This window comes from Mycobacterium barrassiae, assembly GCF_025822765.1.
Taxonomy (GTDB): Bacteria; Actinomycetota; Actinomycetes; order Mycobacteriales; family Mycobacteriaceae; genus Mycobacterium; species Mycobacterium barrassiae.
In genome coordinates this window covers 132,142-148,621 of the sequence record NZ_JACKUK010000042.1, presented here as the reverse complement: position 1 = coordinate 148,621, position 16,480 = coordinate 132,142, and the positions used below count along the sequence as shown (strand labels likewise).

Sequence of the window (16,480 nt, the reverse complement as noted above, 5' to 3'; positions counted from 1 at the left end):
CGGGACCCTTTGCGTCTGTTGAGCCCACCCCGTGCCTATGCGGTATCCCGTGCCGCCGCCCGACCCGCCGCGCGCCCCGAGAACACGCACCCACCCAGGAATGTGCCCTCCAGCGAGCGGTAACCGTGCACGCCGCCGCCGCCGAACCCGGCGGCCTCCCCCGCGGCATACAGTCCGCTGAACACCGATCCGTCACGCCGCAGCGCTCTCGACTCGAGGTCGGTTTCCAAGCCGCCCAACGACTTCCGGGTGAGGATGTGCAACTTGACCGCGATCAGCGGGCCGGCCTTTGGGTCGGTGATCGGGTGCGGAGCCACGACGCGGCTGATCCTGTCTGACAGGAATGCCCGCGCCCCGCGGATGGCGGTGATCTGGCTGTCCTTGGTGTACTTGTTGACGACCTCACGGTCGCGGGCGGTGACCTCGGCTTCGACTTGGTCGTAGTCGAGAGGCTCGACGTCGGGCACCGCGTTCATCTTGGATACCAACTCGCGCAAGGAGTTCGCCGTCACGAAGTCGACACCCTTGTCGATGAACGCCTGCACGGGCGGCGGCGGGCCCGGCCGGACGCGGGCCAGCACCTGACGCACGCTGCGCTCCGTCAGATCCGGGTTCTGCTCCTGCCCCGAAAGGCCGAACTCCTTCTCGATGATGCGCGCGTTGAGCACATACCACGTGTAGTCATGACCTGTCTGGGCGATGTACTCCAATGTCCCGAGCGTGTCGAAACCGGGATAAAGCGGTGGCGGCAAGCGTTTTCCGGTGGCGTCGAGCCACATCGACGACGGGCCCGGAATGATCCGAATGCCATGCAGCGGCCAGATCGGGTCGTAGTTGGTGATGCCCTCGGTGTAATGCCACATCCGGTCGCTGTTGATCACCCGCGCCCCCGCCGACTCGGTGATACCGATCATCCGTCCGTCGACGTGTGCGGGCACTCCGCTCAGCAGCTGTTCGGGCACCCGGCCCATCCGCTTGGGCCAGTTCTGCCGGACGACGTCGTGGTTACCACCGATCCCCCCGCTGGCGACGATCACCGCTTGCGCCCGGAACTCGAACTCGCCGACGGTGTTTCGCGATGACGCCACACCCCGCGGCTCGTTCGACGGCTCCAGCACCGCGCCGCGGACCCCGACGGCGGCGCCGTCCTCGGCGATCAGCTCGTCGACACGACGGCGGTGTTCGAACCGGACCTTGGCGTTGTCACGCAGGCGACGGGCGAAGACCTCGACGATCGCGGGGCCGGTGCCCCAACTGATGTGGAACCGCGGCACCGAGTTGCCGTGTCCGCGCGCGTCGTAGCCGCCGCGCTCGGCCCATCCGACCACCGGGAAGGTCTTGAGCCCCCGCTCGTGCAGCCAACCGCGCTTCTCCCCCGCCGCGAAGTCGACGTAGGCATGCGCCCACTGCTTCGGCCAGTGGTCCTCGGGCCGGTCGAATCCCGCCGAGCCGAGCCAGTCCTGCAGCGCCAGTTCGTGGCTGTCGCGGATACCCAGCCGACGCTGTTCGGGGCTGTCGACGAAGAACAGCCCCCCGAACGACCAGTACGCCTGGCCTCCGACGTTGTTGGCGTTCTCCTGGTCGACGATCAGAACCTTCCGCCCGCGTTCGGCGAGTTCACATGCGGCGACCAGTCCGGCCAGACCCGCCCCCACGACAATGACATCAGCGTCTGCCATGGCCGCCACGTTAGCGGGCGGCGCCTATGCGGCGTCTGTCAATGCGCTGGAAGGGGTCCATCGGTACACCGCTGGTGTGCACCGGCGCATCAGCGCAAGGTCGACGGCGTCGAGCATCGCCTGGCGGGGTCCGGGCCTGCGCAGGTGACGGGCCGCGACGGCGACGCGCACGATGCCGCCGCGTCGAGCTGTTCGTTCGGCTGAGAGCACGAGCGTGCGGCACCACCAGGGCTCACTGAGAAACCCCTCGCCGATGCCGAGCACCCTGGCGCGGACCGCCGTATGGCGCACCAGGTCCATGATCTCGGTCAGTGCCGCCGCTACCCGAAAGCCGTTGCGGGGCAGCGCCGTGACCGTTCCCGGCGACAGCGTCCACCCCGGTGCGGCGAACAAGCGCGTGCGCAGCCCCACATGTTCCATCACCCGGTCCGCGGCCATCAGCCGCAGATTGGCCTCGTGCGCAGGCAGAGTCGCGAACTCGCCACGTCGCTTCTTGGTGGCCGCCTCGTCGAAACCGTGCAGCACAATGGCGTCGCCCGCGTCGCGGCGAGCGGCAAGCCATCCGACCGTCGCGGCATCCCCGTCGAGTCGGTACCCGCCCTTGATCCTCGGCGCCACCAGAAACGACACCGGCACCCCGCGCACGCGGAGCTGGCCGCAGAAGTCCTCGACCTCGGGCATGGTGCGGTCGCTGATGCCGGAGACCGAGACGATCAGTTGTCCAGCCACACCCTCATGGTGGCAACGTCAGGTGTCGAGACGATGTCCAACACCGGTACTGCAGTTGTCTTTTCGGCTATCGCGGCAGGACTTCTTCGATGGCCGCGATCATTTCGGGGGCATCCGGCTCGGTCCGCGGCCGGATCCGCTTGACCACCTTGCCGCCCGGCGCCAACAGAAACTTCTCGAAGTTCCACTGGATGTCGCCGGCTTCGCCCGCGTCATCGGCCGTCTTGGTCAACTCGGCATAGAGGGGGTGCCGGTTCTCACCGTTGACATCGGTCTTTTCCAGCAGCGGGAACGTCACCCCGTACGTGGTCGAGCAGAACTCGGCGATCTCCTCGGCCGAACCCGGCTCCTGCCCCATGAACTGATTGCATGGCACACCGATGACCGTCAGACCGCGGTCCCGGTAGTCCTTGGCCAACTTCTCCAGCGCGGTGTACTGCGGCGTGAGACCACATTTCGAGGCGACGTTGACCACCAGTGCGGCGCCGTCGGCGAGTTGGCCGAGCGTGGTCGGTTGACCGTCGAGAGTGGTCAGTGGGATATCGGTGAGGGAAGTATCGGTCATAGGTGGCACGCTACCGCGTCTTGAACAGCATCCCCGCGACACGGTGCACAGTCCCCATCGGGTCGCCGTCGGTGTCGATCGCTGGAATGTTGCCGTTCAGCCACAGCAGCGAAAAGCCGTGCACCAGAGACCACGCCGCCAGCGCCGCGGCTTGAGGATCCTTCTCCGCGCGCGCGTCGTTCAAAGTGCCGACGCCCTGTCTCAGTTCTGCACCCGCCGCCTCCTGCGCCGCGATCAGCTCGGGGTCGTCGGGATCGACGAGCGAACGGTCGAACATCACGGCGTAGTGCCCGGGATGGTCGAGCGCGAACCGGACGTACGCCAGAGCCGCCTCGACGAAATCCGGTCTGGCCCCTTTCAGGGCCTCGGCCAGTAGTCGCCAGCCCTGGGTCGACAGCGCGGTGAAGAGGCCGCGACGATCGGTGAAGTGATGCGCAGGCGCCGCGTGAGACACCCCGGCTTCCCTGGCCAATTCCCGTAGCGAGATGCCGTCGGCGCCGCGCTGGGCCACGAGTTCGGCGGCCTGCGCCAGGATGACGGCCTTCAGGTCGCCGTGGTGATAGGAAGCCCTGCTCATGTGGCCATCATAACCGGGAATCTTGACAGTGGCTAGATTGTTACCTACGTTCCATCTTGTCACTGTCTAGATTGGAGTTGTCATGGCAGTCATCGTCACTCTCGTGCTCGGCACGCTCGCCGCACGCCTGGCCGGTTGGCTCGGCGTGGACTACAGCAACAGCTGGCCGTCCGCGATCGCGGTCGGTCTCGCAGCGATGTTCGTGCTGACCGGTGTCGCGCACTTCGTCAATCCGCTGCGACGCGACATGATCGCGATCGTCCCGCCGCAGCTGCCGGCCCGCGGTCTGCTCGTCAGCATCACCGGCGTACTGGAACTGGCGGGCGCGGCGGGGCTGCTCTATCCGCCGACACGGGTCGCCGCGGCGGTGTACCTGTTCGTGTTGATGCTCGCCATGTTCCCGGCGAACGTGTATGCGGCGCGGATGCCCAACCCGCCGAAATCCATGACCACGCGGCTCGATCGACGCGCGGTCGAGGAGGTCGTCTACCTAGGCGCCGCCGCCCTCGTGGTCGGCTTTGGCGGCATCCAGTAACCACGCGTACTGGAACGCCGTCTCTTTCCACCGTTCGTAGCGTCCGCTGATGCCACCATGGCCGGCGTTCATCTCGGTCTTGAGCAGCACCGAGGGTGCGCCGCCCGTGGTGTGCCTCAGCGCGGCAACCCATTTCGCCGGTTCGACGTACAGCACCCGGGTGTCGTTCAACGACGTCATGGCAAGGATCGGCGGGTAGTTCTTCGCTTCGACGTTCTCGTACGGCGAGTAGGACTTCATGTAGTCGTAGACGTCCTTGTCCTGCAGGGGGTTTCCCCACTCGTCCCACTCGGTGACCGTCAGGGGCAATGACGGGTCGAGGATGGTGGTCAGGGGATCGACGAAGGGCACCAGGGCCAGCACACCCGCGAAGAGCTCCGGGGCCATGTTGGTGACGGCCCCGACGAGCAGACCACCGGCGCTGCCGCCGTAGGCGACCATGTTCTCCGGCCGTGTGATGTCGGTGTCGACGAGATGCTGTGCGACGGCGATGAAGTCGGTGAAGGTGTTCTTCTTCTCGAGTAGCTTCCCGTGTTCGTACCAGGGCCTGCCGAGCTCCCCGCCGCCACGGACATGGGCGACCGCGAACACCACGCCGCGGTCGAGCAGCGACAACCGCGCGATGGAGAACCGCGGGTCCTCACACGACTCGTAGGCCCCGTAGCCGTACAACATCAGCGGGGCCGGGTACTGCAGGCCGATGCGGTGGACGATCGAAATCGGCACGCGGGCGCCGTCGGAGGCGACAGCCCAGTCGCGACGCTCCACATAGTCCTCGGGCCGGTAGTCGCCGAGCACCGGTTGTTCGCGCAGCAGTGTGCGCTCACCCGAGGCCAGGTCGACGTCGTAGATCCGCACCGGAATGACGAACGAGGTGGCGCCGATCCGCAGCTTCGGTGAGCTCCAGTTCGGGTTTCCGGCCAGGCCCGCCGACATCAGTTCGGATTCGAAGGTGAGGTCCTCGGGATGGCCGTAGGTGCCGTTGGCCCCCGTATTCACGACGGGCCAGAGCTGGATCTTGGGCAGCGCCTCACTGCGATAGCCGACGACCAGATGCCCTTCGAATGCGTCGACGGAGTCGAGCCGCACGTCGTCGCGGTGCTCGATCAGGGTGCGGAAGGAGGTCGGGTCGGCCACCGGCGCCTCGACGAGCGTGAAGTTCTCGGCGCCGTCGTTGTGCAGGATCAGGAATCGGTCCTCACCGCCGACGATGGCGTGTTCCACCGAGTACTCGACGAGTTCGCGTCGTGGCCACACCGGGGTGAACTCCGCTTGCGCGTCGGCGGCGTCGCCGTAGCGGACCTCGGAGGTGACGGCGGAACCCGCCGCGATCAGGATGAACTTGTCGCTGCGGGTGCGCCCCACCGCCAACCAGAATTTCTCGTCGGGTTCGTGGTACACCTGCTGGGCGGGTAGACCGGAGCCGATGCGATGCCGCCAGACGGTGTCGGGGCGCCACGCGTCGTCCACCGTCGTGTAGTAGACGGTGCGGTTGTCGGCGGCCCACGTCACACCAGCGGCGATGCCGACGATCTCGTCGTCGTACATCTGGTCGGTACGTAAGTCCTTGAACCGCAGGGTGTATCGCTCGTCACCCTTGGTGTCGACCGAGAAGGCGATGATGTTCCCGTCCAGACTCACCGACGCGGCGCCCAACGCGAAGAAGTCGTGGCCCTCGGCCTCGGCGTTCTCGTCGATGAGGATCTGCTCGCCCGGAATCTCGGTCTGCTCGTCGAATTTCGGTGGCACCCAATCGCCGACATCGGCGACAGGGCAACGGCAATGCACGTTGTACTGCTTGCCCTCGAAGCTGCGGCCGTAATACCACCAGTCGCCGCGACGGGTCGGCACCGACAGGTCGGTCTCCTTGGTGCGCGCCTTGATCTCGTCGAAGATCTTCTGCCGCAATGGTGCAAGTGCCGCGGTGGCGTTCTCGGTGTAGGCGTTCTCGGCCTCGAGGTACGCGATCACGTCGGGGTCGGATTTGTCGCGTAGCCATTCGTAGGGGTCGACGAAGACGTCGCCGTGATACTCCCGGCGATGGTCAACCCGCTTGGCGACCGGAGGCGCCACTGCGCCGACATTCGATCCAGGCGACTTCACGCACTCGCTCCGATCCAGTTCTCGAACTTCAGGCCCGAGATGCGTTCGTAGGCCTCGATATAACGCGCCCGAGTCGCTTCGATGATGTCGGCGGGCAGCGGCGGTGGCGGGGTGTCCCCGTTGCGGTCCCAGCCGGACTCCTGGCCGATCAACCAGTTGCGGACGAACTGTTTGTCGAAGCTGTTCTGCACGACGCCTTCCTGATAGTCGTCGGCGCGCCAGTACCTGCTGGAGTCCGGTGTGAAGATCTCGTCGGCGAGTCGAAGGTTGCCGTCCTTGTCGACGCCGAACTCGAACTTGGTGTCGGCAACGATGATGCCTTTGGTCAGCGCGTGGTCGGCGCCCTGGATGTAGGTCTTCAGGGTGAGCTCGCGCAGTTGGTTGGCCCGCACCGCGCCCACCATCTCGATCACGTCGTCGAACGAGATGTTCTCGTCGTGGGCGCCTAGTTCGGCTTTGGTCGCCGGGGTGAACAACGGCTCGTCGAACTTGCTGGCCTCGACCAGGCCGGGCGGCAGCGCGATGCCGCACACCTTGCCCGTCTTCTGGTAGTCGATCAGCCCGGAGCCGGTGAGGTAGCCGCGCGCGACCGCCTCGACGGGCATCATCTCGAGTTCCTCCACCACCAGCGCGCGACCCAGCACTTCCTCGGGGATGCGCGGGTCGTCGGGTGGGCCAGCCAGGTGGTTGGGCGCCTCGACATAGTCGAAGAAGAACACGCTCATGGCGGTCAGAATGCGACCCTTGTCGGGAATCTGGCTGTCGAGGATGTAGTCGAAGGCCGAGATGCGATCGGTGGCGACGAACAGCAGGTGTCCGTCGTCGATCCGGTACAGCTCGCGGACCTTGCCACTGGCCAGATGTTGGTAGTCGGACAGAGCTGGGCGCATCGGGCCAGCTTATCGGGCAGCATCTGGTCCATGAGTTCGCGGTTTCTCCCTTATGCCACCACGCCGTCCCGTCTGTTGGCCCAGTTGATCAGCGATGCCGTCGTGATCACCTGGACGGCGATCTGGGTGTTGGTCGGGATGGCGGTGCATGCCGCGGTCTCGACGATCGCCGAAGTGGGCCGTCGGGTGCAGACCGGCGCCAACGGCGTCGCCGACAACCTCAACTCGGCAGGCGACAGCACTGACGACTTCCCGCTCGTCGGCGACTCGCTGGCCAGGCCGCTGCGCGCGGCGGCGGAAGCCGCGCTGGACATCGCCGGCGCCGGGCAGAGCCTGGATTCGACGGCGTCGTGGCTGGCGTGGGTGCTGGCGTTGGCGGTGGCCGCGCCGCCGATTCTGTTCGTCGCGATGCCGTGGCTCTTCCTTCGCATCCGGTTCTTCCGCCGTAAGTGGATTGCGATCACGCTGGCCCGGACACCCGCCGGCGAGCAGCTGCTCGCGATGCGGGCACTCGCCAACCGACCACTCGGCAAGCTGGTGGCGATCCATCCCGACCCCGTCGGCGCGTGGCGCGGTCACGATGCGACGGCAATACGCGGACTTGCGGCGCTGGAGTTACGCGCGGCGGGGGTGCGCCGCTAGTTTCTCTGCGATTTCGGCGTGCTAAGTCTCGCTGAGCGTGACTCTGCACGCCGAATCCGCAATCGAGGGAACCGACGACCCCGCGGTCGACGTCCTTTACGCATGCTCGAGGAATACCTACGCCGCCACGACGGCGTCATCACGCTGGCGCAAGCGAGGTCGGCGGGCCTCACCAAACAGGCTGTGAGCCGTCGCGTGACGGCCGGTAAGTGGGTGCGGTGCTCTCGCCGGGTGTACTTCGCCGACGACAGGGACTTCACCAACGCGGCGCGAATACGCGCAGCCGTCTGGGGTTACGGCGACCGCGCCGTAGGCAGCGGCTTGGCCGCAGCGTGGTGGCACGGCCTCACCCGGTTCGCACCCGACATCGTCGAGGTGACGGTGCCACGCGATAGCAACGGCCGCTGCCACGACGGCTCGGTCGTTCGCCGCCGCGACCTCAATCCTGCAGACGTCGTCGTGCACAACGGACTGCGGGTGACCGCACCGGCACTGACGATCGTCGAGGCGGCCGTCCGACGGGGTGGTGGCGCCAAGCTGATGGACGCAGCGCTGCAGCGCGACGCCGAACTACGCGACCTCTGGCGCGCACATCTCCGCAACAAGGGCCGCTACGGCTCACCGGCAGCACGACGAATGCTTCAGGCCGCCGCCGACGGCGCCCGGTCGCAAGCCGAACGCCTTCTCCTGAAGCTCCTGCGCGCCGCACGCATCGACGGCTGGCAGGCGAACTACCGCGTCGGCGGGTACACGATCGACGTGGCCTTCGCGGCGCACCGGGTCGCGATCGAAGTCGATGGGTGGGCATATCACAGCCAGGCCGCCGACTTTCAGATCGACCGCGAGCGGCAGAACGACATCGCGCTACTGGGCTGGCAGGTGTTGCGGTTCACCTGGCTGGACCTCACCGAGCATCCCCAACGAGTGCTCAGCATCATTCGTACGGCGATTTCGGCGTGTTAAGTCACGCTGAGCGAGACCTAGCACGCCGAAATCGCAAAAAAGCGTCCCCGGCGACGACGAGCCACGCCGCCAACGCGATCCCGAAGAACGTCAGCGACACCGCGACGAACCACCGCCAACCGGTTTCCACCGCCATCGCATACGTCGCCGACGAGTACATCCCGAGCGGAAAGACCGCGGGCCAACCCAAACCCACCGATCGTCGCACAACGACAACAAGAAGCACCGGGATCCACACCGTCGCCACGATCCACGTCACTATCGTCACCGCACGCACACCGTCGGCGATCGGCCCAGGTATCAGGATGCGATGCAGATGATCACCGGCCAACGTCGCAATCGCTATGCCACCCATCAGAATCCAGACATCCGGCTGCACCAGCTCCGGCGACGACGCGTCGTGCCGTACCCGCCACAGCACCAGCGTCGTCATCACCAAGTACACGAACAGCCCGAGCACCCAGAACACCACGGCCCAGAACAAGACGTTGAGTTGCGCCGAGACGATCGCCAAACCGGACGTCGCGACCGCCGCGAGCTCCCACCCCCCGTGAGCCCGGTCGCGCAGACCGGTCCACCGGTGCCGCCACATCGACCGCACCGCCAACGGCACCAACGACACCCAGGCCTGCAACGCCAGTCCCGCCAACACCCACAGCACGATGCGATGCTCGGCCAGCCGTGCCCCCACCACCGCGCACGCTGCGACGTAGCTGAACAGCGGCAATGTGACGTTGGGATCGCGCATGTCGAATGACCGCCACGCCTTGGCCGTCATCACCATCAACACCGGAAGTGCCACCGCCGCAACGGCGATGAGGATGACACTGATGACGACGATTCCGTGGTCCGCGGCCGCGATCGACACGATTCCGGTCGCCATGACCGCCGCGAATACGTCGGGTCTCACGGCCGTAGTTCGACCACCAGATGACGCATCCCCGTGTGCCGGTTACTACGCGTCCACTCCACGGGTTTGACCAACCGCGCGGACCCGAACCGCGTCAGCAGCTCCTCGTAGAGCACGCGCAGCTCGAGGCGCGCCAGGTTCGCGCCGAGGCAGTAGTGCACGCCATGACCGAAACCCAAGTGCGGATTCGGTTTACGCGTGATGTCGAACGTATCCGGATTCTCGAACGTCGCCGGGTCCCGATTGGCCGAACCCTCCCAGATCTGCACCTTGTCGCCGGCGTTGATCTGGCAGCCGGCCAGCTCGACGTCACGTGTCGCGGTGCGCCGCTTCGACGGTGACGGCGACGTCCACCGCACCATCTCCTCGATCGCAGTCGGCAGCTGCTCCAGATCACCGCGCAGCGCGTGCATTTGATCCGGGTTCTCGATCAGCGCCAACAGCCCGCCTGCGACGGAGTTCCGCGTCGTCTCCGCGCCCGCGCTGAACAGCAGACTGAAGAACAGATAAAGCTCGATCTCCGAGAGGCTTTCGTCCTCCACCGTCGCGTTCGCGACCACCGACAGCATGTCGTCGGTCGGCTCGGCGCGTTTCGACGCGATCAGCTCCTGGCCGTACGTGTACATCCGCGAGCCCGCCTCCTCGGGCGTCAACTGCCCTACGGAGGCCTTCCGCGAACCACCGAAGTCGAACTGCGGCTCGATCGCCTCGAACAGCCAATGTCGTTCGGACTCAGGGACACCCAGGAGAATGCAGATCATCTGCATCGGCAGCTCGGCGGCCACGTCGACCAGAAAGTCAAACGGCTCCCCCGGAGTCACAGAATCAAGCAGCCGACGGGCGCGGGTGCGCAGATCGTCTTCGACGCGCGCGATCATCCGCGGCGTCAGCCCGGAACTGACGAGCCGGCGGATGTGCGAATGCCGCGGGTCGTCCATCATGTTGAGAACTTGGCCCGCGACGGCCAGATCCTGCAGCAGGGTGCCGCCGAATGGACGTGTACCGCCCGTCACCGACGAATACGTCTCCGGATCTCGAAACACCGCAAGGGTTTCGGCGTGTGTCGCGACCGACCAGAAGCCCTCGCCGTCGGGGGTGTTGGCGGTCGGCTCGTGCCAGTAGACGGGGGCCTTGCGACGGTGGACCGCGAACAGTTCGTGCGGGAAGCCGTTGGCGAAATTGTCGAGATCGGTGAAGTCGATCTCGGCGAGTGCTCCCGCCACCGAGGTCACAGGATTGCGCCCGAGGTGTACTTCGCGGCCTCCGGATAACGCCCGACCAACTCTTCGACGGCGTCCACCACCCGGTCAACCTGGTCCCCCGCCGCGCCCGTGAACGCCTGCTTGTCGGCAAGCGCCGCGTCCAGCGCGACGCGGTCCAGCGGCAGTCGCGAGTCGGCGGCCAACCGGTCCAGCAGATCGGGCTCGGCACCCTTCTCGCGCATCGCCAGCGCCACCGCGACGGCGTGTTCCTTGATCACCTCGTGCGCGGTCTCCCGACCCACGCCGGCACGCACCGCGGCGATCAGGATCCGAGTCGTCGCCAGGAAGGGCAGGTAGCGGTCCAGCTCCCGCTGGATCACAGCTGGATACGCACCGAACTCGTCGAGCACCGTCAGGAAAGTCTCGGTCTGCCCGTCGATCGCGAAGAACGCATCGGGCAACGCGACCCGTCGCACCACCGAGCAGAACACGTCGCCCTCGTTCCACTGCGCCCCTGCGAGCTCGGCCGCCATCGACGCATACCCGCGGAGCACCACCTGCAGGCCGTTGACCCGCTCGCACGACCGGGTGTTCATCTTGTGCGGCATCGCCGACGAGCCGACCTGACCGGGAGCGAAGCCCTCGGTCACCAGTTCATGACCCGCCATCAGCCGGATCGTGTGCGCCATCGACGACGGTCCCGCACCGACCTGTACAAGAGCGGACACGACATCGTGGTCCAGCGACCGCGGATAGACCTGTCCGACGCTGGTGAAAATCTCTGTGAAACCGAGGAATTCGGCGATCCGCGCCTCCAGCTGGGCGAGCTTCGCGGTGTCGCCGTCGAACAGGTCGAGCATGTCCTGCGCGGTGCCCATCGGACCCTTGATGCCACGCAACGGGTAGCGATCGATCAACGAGCGCAGCCGGTTCAACGCGACCAGAAGCTCTTCGGCTGCCGAGGCGAACCGCTTCCCCAACGTGGTGGCCTGCGCGGCGACGTTGTGGCTACGCCCGGCCATCACCAGGTCGCGGTACACGACAGCCCGCTCGGCCAGCCGCGCCACCACTGCGACCCCGTGCGAGAAGACCAGCTCCAGCGACCGGCGGATCTGCAACTGCTCCACGTTCTCGGTCAGGTCACGAGACGTCATGCCCTTGTGCACGTGCTCGTGGCCCGCCAGCGCGTTGAACTCCTCGATGCGCGCCTTGACGTCGTGGCGCAGCACCCGCTCACGTGCCGCGATGGAGGACAGGTCGACGTCCTCGAGCACCCGCTCGTAGTCCTCGACGACGCCGGGGGGCACGTCGACGCCCAGCTCGGCTTGGGCCCGCAACACTGCCAGCCACAGCCGACGCTCCGCGACGACCTTGGCCTCCGGCGACCAGATGGCCACCATTTCATCGCTGGCGTAGCGGTTGGCCAGCACATTCGGGATCGTCACAAAGACAGAGCTTACGTCGGCGGGCAGGCGCGCAGACAAGGCAGCACGAGCAGGGACCCAAATAGGGAAAGCTAGCGGTATGCACTTCGTTGGGCTCGATCTGGCCTGGGGTGAGAGAAACCAGACGGGTGTCGCGGTCGTCGACGCCGACGGCCGCCTGCTGCACATCGGCACGGCCGGGGACGACGAGAGCATCGCCGCCGCGATCGCCCCGTGTACCCGCGACGAATGCGTCGTCGCCATCGACGCGCCCCTGATCGTGAAGACCGAGAACAGCGCACGCCCCTGCGAGCTGGCGCTGAATCGCGACTTCGCCAGGTTCGAGGCGGGTGCGCGGCCCGCGTTCCGGGGGCGACCGGAGTTCAACCCGCCCCGCGGCGAGGTCCTCGCCGCCCGCCTCGGCCTGGAGCTCAATCCCGCCTCGCACGCCAAGCGTCTCGCGATCGAAGTCTTTCCCCATCCGGCCAGCGTCGTGCTGTTCAATCTGCCCAAGACGCTGAAGTACAAACGCGGCAAGTTCGACGTGCGCAAGCGTGCGTTGCTCGAGCTGATGACGCATATCGAAGCGCTTGACGACGCCACACCTCGGCTGCGGGTGAACCGCAGCGTCACCTGGGTGGAGCTCCGCAAGAGGGTCGAGGCGGCGACCAGGCCGGGACAGCTCGACAGGGACGAGGATCCCGTCGACGCGGTGCTGTGCGCCTACGTCGCGCTCTTCCGCTACCACCGGCCCGACGACGTGACCACCTACGGGGACTACGAGTCGGGCTTCATCGTCACGCCGACGCTGCCCGAGGCTCGCCGCGCCGCCGCACCCTTCGAGGCCAAAGCACAACCGCCGGAACAGATCCCGGCTCCCGTCCGTGCCGCTGTCGCCGACTACGAGGCCAGACGGCCCGCCCTGCTGACCGCCACCGACAACTACCTCAAGTTGGTGACGGGACTGCTGGACGACGCCGGCATCAACTACCTCAGCATCGCGGCGCGCACCAAGAGCGTGGAGTCGTTCGCGGCCAAGGCCGAACGCATCGTCGACGGCAAACGCCTGTACAGCGACCCGCTGGTCGAAATCACCGATCAGATCGGGCTGCGGGTCATCACATACCTGCGTGAGGACGTCGATGCCGTCGTCACGCTGCTCGCCGACGAGATGCGGCTGCTCGACGACCGCGACATGGGTCTTGAGACTGCGCGCGAGGGCCGCTGGGGCTACGCGAGCAGGCACGTGCTCGTCGGCGTCGAGGGTGAACAGCAACCCGCGTCCATCCAGGTGCGCACGGTGCTGCAGCATGCGTGGGCGGAGTTCGAGCACGACGTCCGCTACAAGGGTTCGATTCCCGCCGAACACGTTCCGGACCTCGATCGCCGGTTCACGCTCGCGGCGGGCCTGCTCGAACTCGCCGATCGCGAGTTCACCGCCATCCGTGAGCGGCTGCGGGTGACGGTCTCCGGCGAGGAGATGACCGAGGGCACCAGGACCGAGGAGTCCGACGATCCGCGGATCGCAACCCCGGTGCTGGCAACGTATCTGGGCAATCGCTACGCCGACGCCGGGTGGTCGCGCACGGATCACTACGCCTGGATCTCAGGGCTTCTGCTGGAACTGGGCATCACCTCACTCGACGAATTGAGCGCCGCGCTCGACGGTGTCGATGCGGACGCCGTCAACGAGACGATGGGATATCGCTATCCGCCAGGCGCGGTGCGCCGCCTCGACGACGCGCTGCTGGCGGTCTTCGGGGATCGCTATTTAGGCCTGCACGGCAACGCCCATCGGGTGGGCCTTTTGCAGGAACGCCTCAAGAAACTCAACAGCCGCAACTAGTCCGGCGTCTCGGCCAGGTGCGTGGGGTCGATGATGCCCTTGGTCTTGATGCCGAGCTGCTTGTTGATCAGCACGGTGATGCCGAACAGCACGACCCCGATCAGTAACAGGATCCCCGCAAGCAGGTATTGCGTTCCGGGCCGACCCGACAGCGGCGTCACGAGGTAGAGCGACGCGATGAATCCGATGATCGGCAGCGCGGTCGGGGTCTTGAAATGGCCTCCGGTCTGTTTCACGTCGCGACGCAGCACCAGAACCGCGACGTTGACCATCGCGAACACCGCCAACAGCAGCAGTGACGTCGTGCCGCCGAGCACCGAAATGGCCTTGTCACTGGCGAATGCGGAGACGTAGAAGATCAACCCGAATGCGACAGCCGTCGTGAACAGGATGGCGACCCACGGAGTGCGCCGGGTCTTGTGGACCGAGCCCAGCACCGGGGGCAGCACGTGCTGGCGGGCCATGCCGTAGATCAGCCTGCTCGCCATCAGCATGTTGATCAGCGCGGTGTTCGACACCGCGAACATCGTGATGAACGGGAACAGCGTGCCGATCGGCAAACCGGGGGCCGCGGCTTCGACCACGTCGACCAACGGTGTTTTGCTTGCGGTCAACTCGCCGATCGGCACCAGCGACACCGCGATGATGGACACCAGCACATAGACGATGCCCGCGATGGTCAAACCACTCAAGAGAACCTTCGGAAAGATCCGCACCGGGTCCTTGGTCTCTTCGGCCATGTTGACCGAATCCTCGAAGCCGACCATCGCGAAGAAAGCCAGCGAGGTCGCCGCCGTCACAGCGACGAAAGTGCTTCGTTCGCCTTCGTTTTCGAAGAGGATGACGCGGGAGAAGTCGATGTTGTCGCCGCCTTGGGTGAACGCCCACAGGCCGACCACGATGACCAGCAACAGGCCGGTGATCTCGATGATCGTCAAACCGACGTTGAGCTTCACGCTTTCGCTGACACCGCGGAGATTGATCGCCGCGAGCCCACCCATGAAGATCAGCGCGGTGATCGCGATGCCGATCTTTCCCCAGTCCAGCGCGAATCCCTTGACGAGGTTGGACGCGAACGCCTGCGACGCCGTCGAGGCCGAGGTGATGCCCGAGCACATGACCACGAAGGCGACGAGGAAAGTGAAGAAGTGGATGCCGAATGCTTTGTGCGCGTAGAGCGCTGCGCCTGCGGCCTGCGGATACTTGGTGACCAGTTCGAGATAGGAGAACGCGGTGATGGTCGCGATGGCGAACGCCAGCAGGAACGGCAACCACGCCGCACCACCGACCTCACCGGCCACCTGTCCGGTAAGCGCATAGACGCCGGTTCCGAGAATGTCGCCGACGACGAACAACAGCAGCAGGCCGGGACCCATCACCCGCTTGAGTTCGGGCTGCTGCTCCGAGGTCTCCGCGTTAGTCACGATGCGTCTCCTGCCAATCGGCCATGAACCGCATTGTTCCCGTCATCGACGACACCGCGTCGAGGAATCGCCCAACGACTTCAGGATCCTCGGAACGCTGCCACCCGAACGTCGTTGGCCGCTGGGCCCTGTCGTGCCAGAAGTGTCTCGAGGCCGACTCGGGCCTGGTGGCGACCAGCCACACCGCGGTGTCTGCACCGTCCGCGGTATCGCGCAGCAGCGGCCGCGTCACCTTCCGGAAAAGCGGCAACGCGCCGGCGACACCGGGCGTCTCCACCCACCCCGGATGCATGCTCTCGACGCGGATGTCGTCGCCGGATAGTCGCTGCGCCCACGCATCGGCCAGGACCACCTGCATGCGTTTCGTCCGTGCGTACACCCGAACACCGTTGTAGTCACCGGATTTCGACTCCAGGTCGTCCACCGACAAGGGCGTGGTGTACATACCGCCCGACGACATGAACACCACCGACGCACCGTCCGCGTCACGAAGCAACGGCAACAGTCGATCCGTCATCAGATGCGGACCCAGGACGTGGCAGGCGAGTTGAACCTCGTGCCCCTGCGGCGTCACTGCCCGATGCTTCGGCATCACACCCGCGTTATGGACCACCGCGTGCAGTTCTTCGATGCGTCCGGACAGGTCGTCGCACCACGCGCGCACAGCGTCCAGGTCGGAGACGTCGCAGACCTCGTCGACCACCATCGCGCCGGGAACGGCGCGACGGATGGCACCCGCGGAATGCCTGACCTTGTCCGCGTTACGACCGAGCAGGTGCACCGTCGCATCGAGTTCGGCGAACGAGCGGGCGATTGCCTCCCCGATTCCCGCGGTCGCGCCCGTGACGACGACCCGCTTACCCGCCATCGCCTTCGGGCCCGGGTCGGCGGGCCACCACATCCGTCGAATCCGCGAGCCGATCTTGGTGTAGCCAAGAACGACCGAGCGGTCCAACGCAGCGTCGAGCACCTCGGTGACAGTCACCCAGAG

At 66.2% G+C, this 16,480-nt stretch carries 15 protein-coding genes; 4 read left to right on the top strand and 11 right to left on the bottom strand.

What is annotated here, in order from left to right:
• Positions 1-35: 35 nt before the first annotated feature.
• From H7J93_RS26985 to H7J93_RS26970, 4 genes are all read right to left on the bottom strand, one after another.
• The gene (locus H7J93_RS26985; protein WP_267309344.1) at positions 36-1,679 is read right to left on the bottom strand and encodes an FAD-binding dehydrogenase; all 1,644 of its coding nucleotides are present in this window, start codon (positions 1,677-1,679) and stop codon (positions 36-38) included.
• A 24-nt stretch (positions 1,680-1,703) separates the two neighbouring features.
• On the bottom strand, positions 1,704-2,408 hold the full coding sequence (locus tag H7J93_RS26980; RefSeq protein WP_267309343.1) for a DUF2334 domain-containing protein: 705 nt from the start codon (positions 2,406-2,408) through the stop codon (positions 1,704-1,706).
• A gap of 67 nt (positions 2,409-2,475) precedes the next feature.
• On the bottom strand, positions 2,476-2,973 hold the full coding sequence (locus tag H7J93_RS26975; protein ID WP_267309342.1) for a glutathione peroxidase: 498 nt from the start codon (positions 2,971-2,973) through the stop codon (positions 2,476-2,478).
• 10 nt (positions 2,974-2,983) lie between these two features.
• Positions 2,984-3,550, bottom strand: a complete 567-nt coding sequence (locus H7J93_RS26970) for a TetR/AcrR family transcriptional regulator (RefSeq protein ID WP_267309341.1) — start codon at positions 3,548-3,550, stop codon at positions 2,984-2,986.
• Between the two features lie 82 nt (positions 3,551-3,632).
• Here H7J93_RS26970 and H7J93_RS26965 point away from each other — a divergent pair, with 82 nt between their 5' ends.
• A complete protein-coding gene (locus H7J93_RS26965; RefSeq protein WP_267309340.1) occupies positions 3,633-4,085 on the top strand; it encodes a DoxX family protein in 453 nt (150 codons plus the stop codon).
• On the opposite strand, the gene H7J93_RS26960 is transcribed toward H7J93_RS26965, so the two are convergent.
• Both H7J93_RS26960 and H7J93_RS26955 read right to left on the bottom strand, forming a co-directional pair.
• The gene (locus H7J93_RS26960) at positions 4,041-6,158 is read right to left on the bottom strand and encodes a S9 family peptidase (RefSeq protein WP_267309382.1); all 2,118 of its coding nucleotides are present in this window, start codon (positions 6,156-6,158) and stop codon (positions 4,041-4,043) included. The two genes, H7J93_RS26965 and H7J93_RS26960, sit on opposite strands and share 45 nt — an antisense overlap.
• 26 nt (positions 6,159-6,184) lie before the next feature.
• Positions 6,185-7,078, bottom strand: coding sequence for a phosphoribosylaminoimidazolesuccinocarboxamide synthase (locus tag H7J93_RS26955; RefSeq protein ID WP_267309339.1), 894 nt, complete (start codon positions 7,076-7,078; stop codon positions 6,185-6,187).
• A 30-nt stretch (positions 7,079-7,108) separates the two neighbouring features.
• Here H7J93_RS26955 and H7J93_RS26950 point away from each other — a divergent pair, with 30 nt between their 5' ends.
• Both H7J93_RS26950 and H7J93_RS26945 read left to right on the top strand, forming a co-directional pair.
• Complete coding sequence (locus tag H7J93_RS26950) at positions 7,109-7,720, top strand: hypothetical protein (protein WP_267309338.1); 612 nt, start codon at positions 7,109-7,111, stop codon at positions 7,718-7,720.
• A 102-nt stretch (positions 7,721-7,822) separates the two neighbouring features.
• Complete coding sequence (locus H7J93_RS26945) at positions 7,823-8,683, top strand: type IV toxin-antitoxin system AbiEi family antitoxin domain-containing protein (RefSeq protein ID WP_267309337.1); 861 nt, start codon at positions 7,823-7,825, stop codon at positions 8,681-8,683.
• Position 8,684: 1 nt separating this feature from the next.
• Here H7J93_RS26945 and H7J93_RS26940 read toward each other — a convergent pair whose 3' ends face one another.
• The 3 genes from H7J93_RS26940 to purB are packed head-to-tail and all read right to left on the bottom strand — an operon-like array spanning position 8,685 to position 12,240.
• Positions 8,685-9,593: a tellurite resistance/C4-dicarboxylate transporter family protein gene (locus H7J93_RS26940; protein ID WP_267309336.1), complete on the bottom strand. Its 909-nt coding sequence runs from the start codon at positions 9,591-9,593 to the stop codon at positions 8,685-8,687.
• Positions 9,590-10,816 (bottom strand): cytochrome P450, encoded by a 1,227-nt coding sequence (locus H7J93_RS26935; protein WP_372508049.1) that lies wholly within the window; start codon positions 10,814-10,816, stop codon positions 9,590-9,592. Before H7J93_RS26935 ends, H7J93_RS26940 begins: the two co-directional genes overlap by 4 nt.
• Positions 10,817-10,821: 5 nt before the next feature.
• On the bottom strand, positions 10,822-12,240 hold the full coding sequence (purB, locus tag H7J93_RS26930) for an adenylosuccinate lyase (protein ID WP_267309334.1): 1,419 nt from the start codon (positions 12,238-12,240) through the stop codon (positions 10,822-10,824).
• A gap of 79 nt (positions 12,241-12,319) precedes the next feature.
• Between purB and relZ the strand changes: the two genes are divergently transcribed.
• On the top strand, positions 12,320-14,065 hold the full coding sequence (gene relZ / locus H7J93_RS26925) for a bifunctional ribonuclease/(p)ppGpp synthase (protein WP_267309333.1): 1,746 nt from the start codon (positions 12,320-12,322) through the stop codon (positions 14,063-14,065).
• Here the strand turns inward: relZ and H7J93_RS26920 are convergent.
• Positions 14,062-15,489 carry an APC family permease gene (locus H7J93_RS26920; protein WP_267309332.1) on the bottom strand — a complete coding sequence of 476 codons (1,428 nt, stop codon included), beginning with the start codon at positions 15,487-15,489 and terminating at the stop codon, positions 14,062-14,064. The genes relZ and H7J93_RS26920 overlap by 4 nt on opposite strands.
• Complete coding sequence (locus H7J93_RS26915) at positions 15,482-16,474, bottom strand: SDR family NAD(P)-dependent oxidoreductase (protein WP_267309331.1); 993 nt, start codon at positions 16,472-16,474, stop codon at positions 15,482-15,484. The genes H7J93_RS26920 and H7J93_RS26915 overlap by 8 nt, the downstream gene beginning before the upstream one ends.
• Positions 16,475-16,480: the final 6 nt, after the last annotated feature.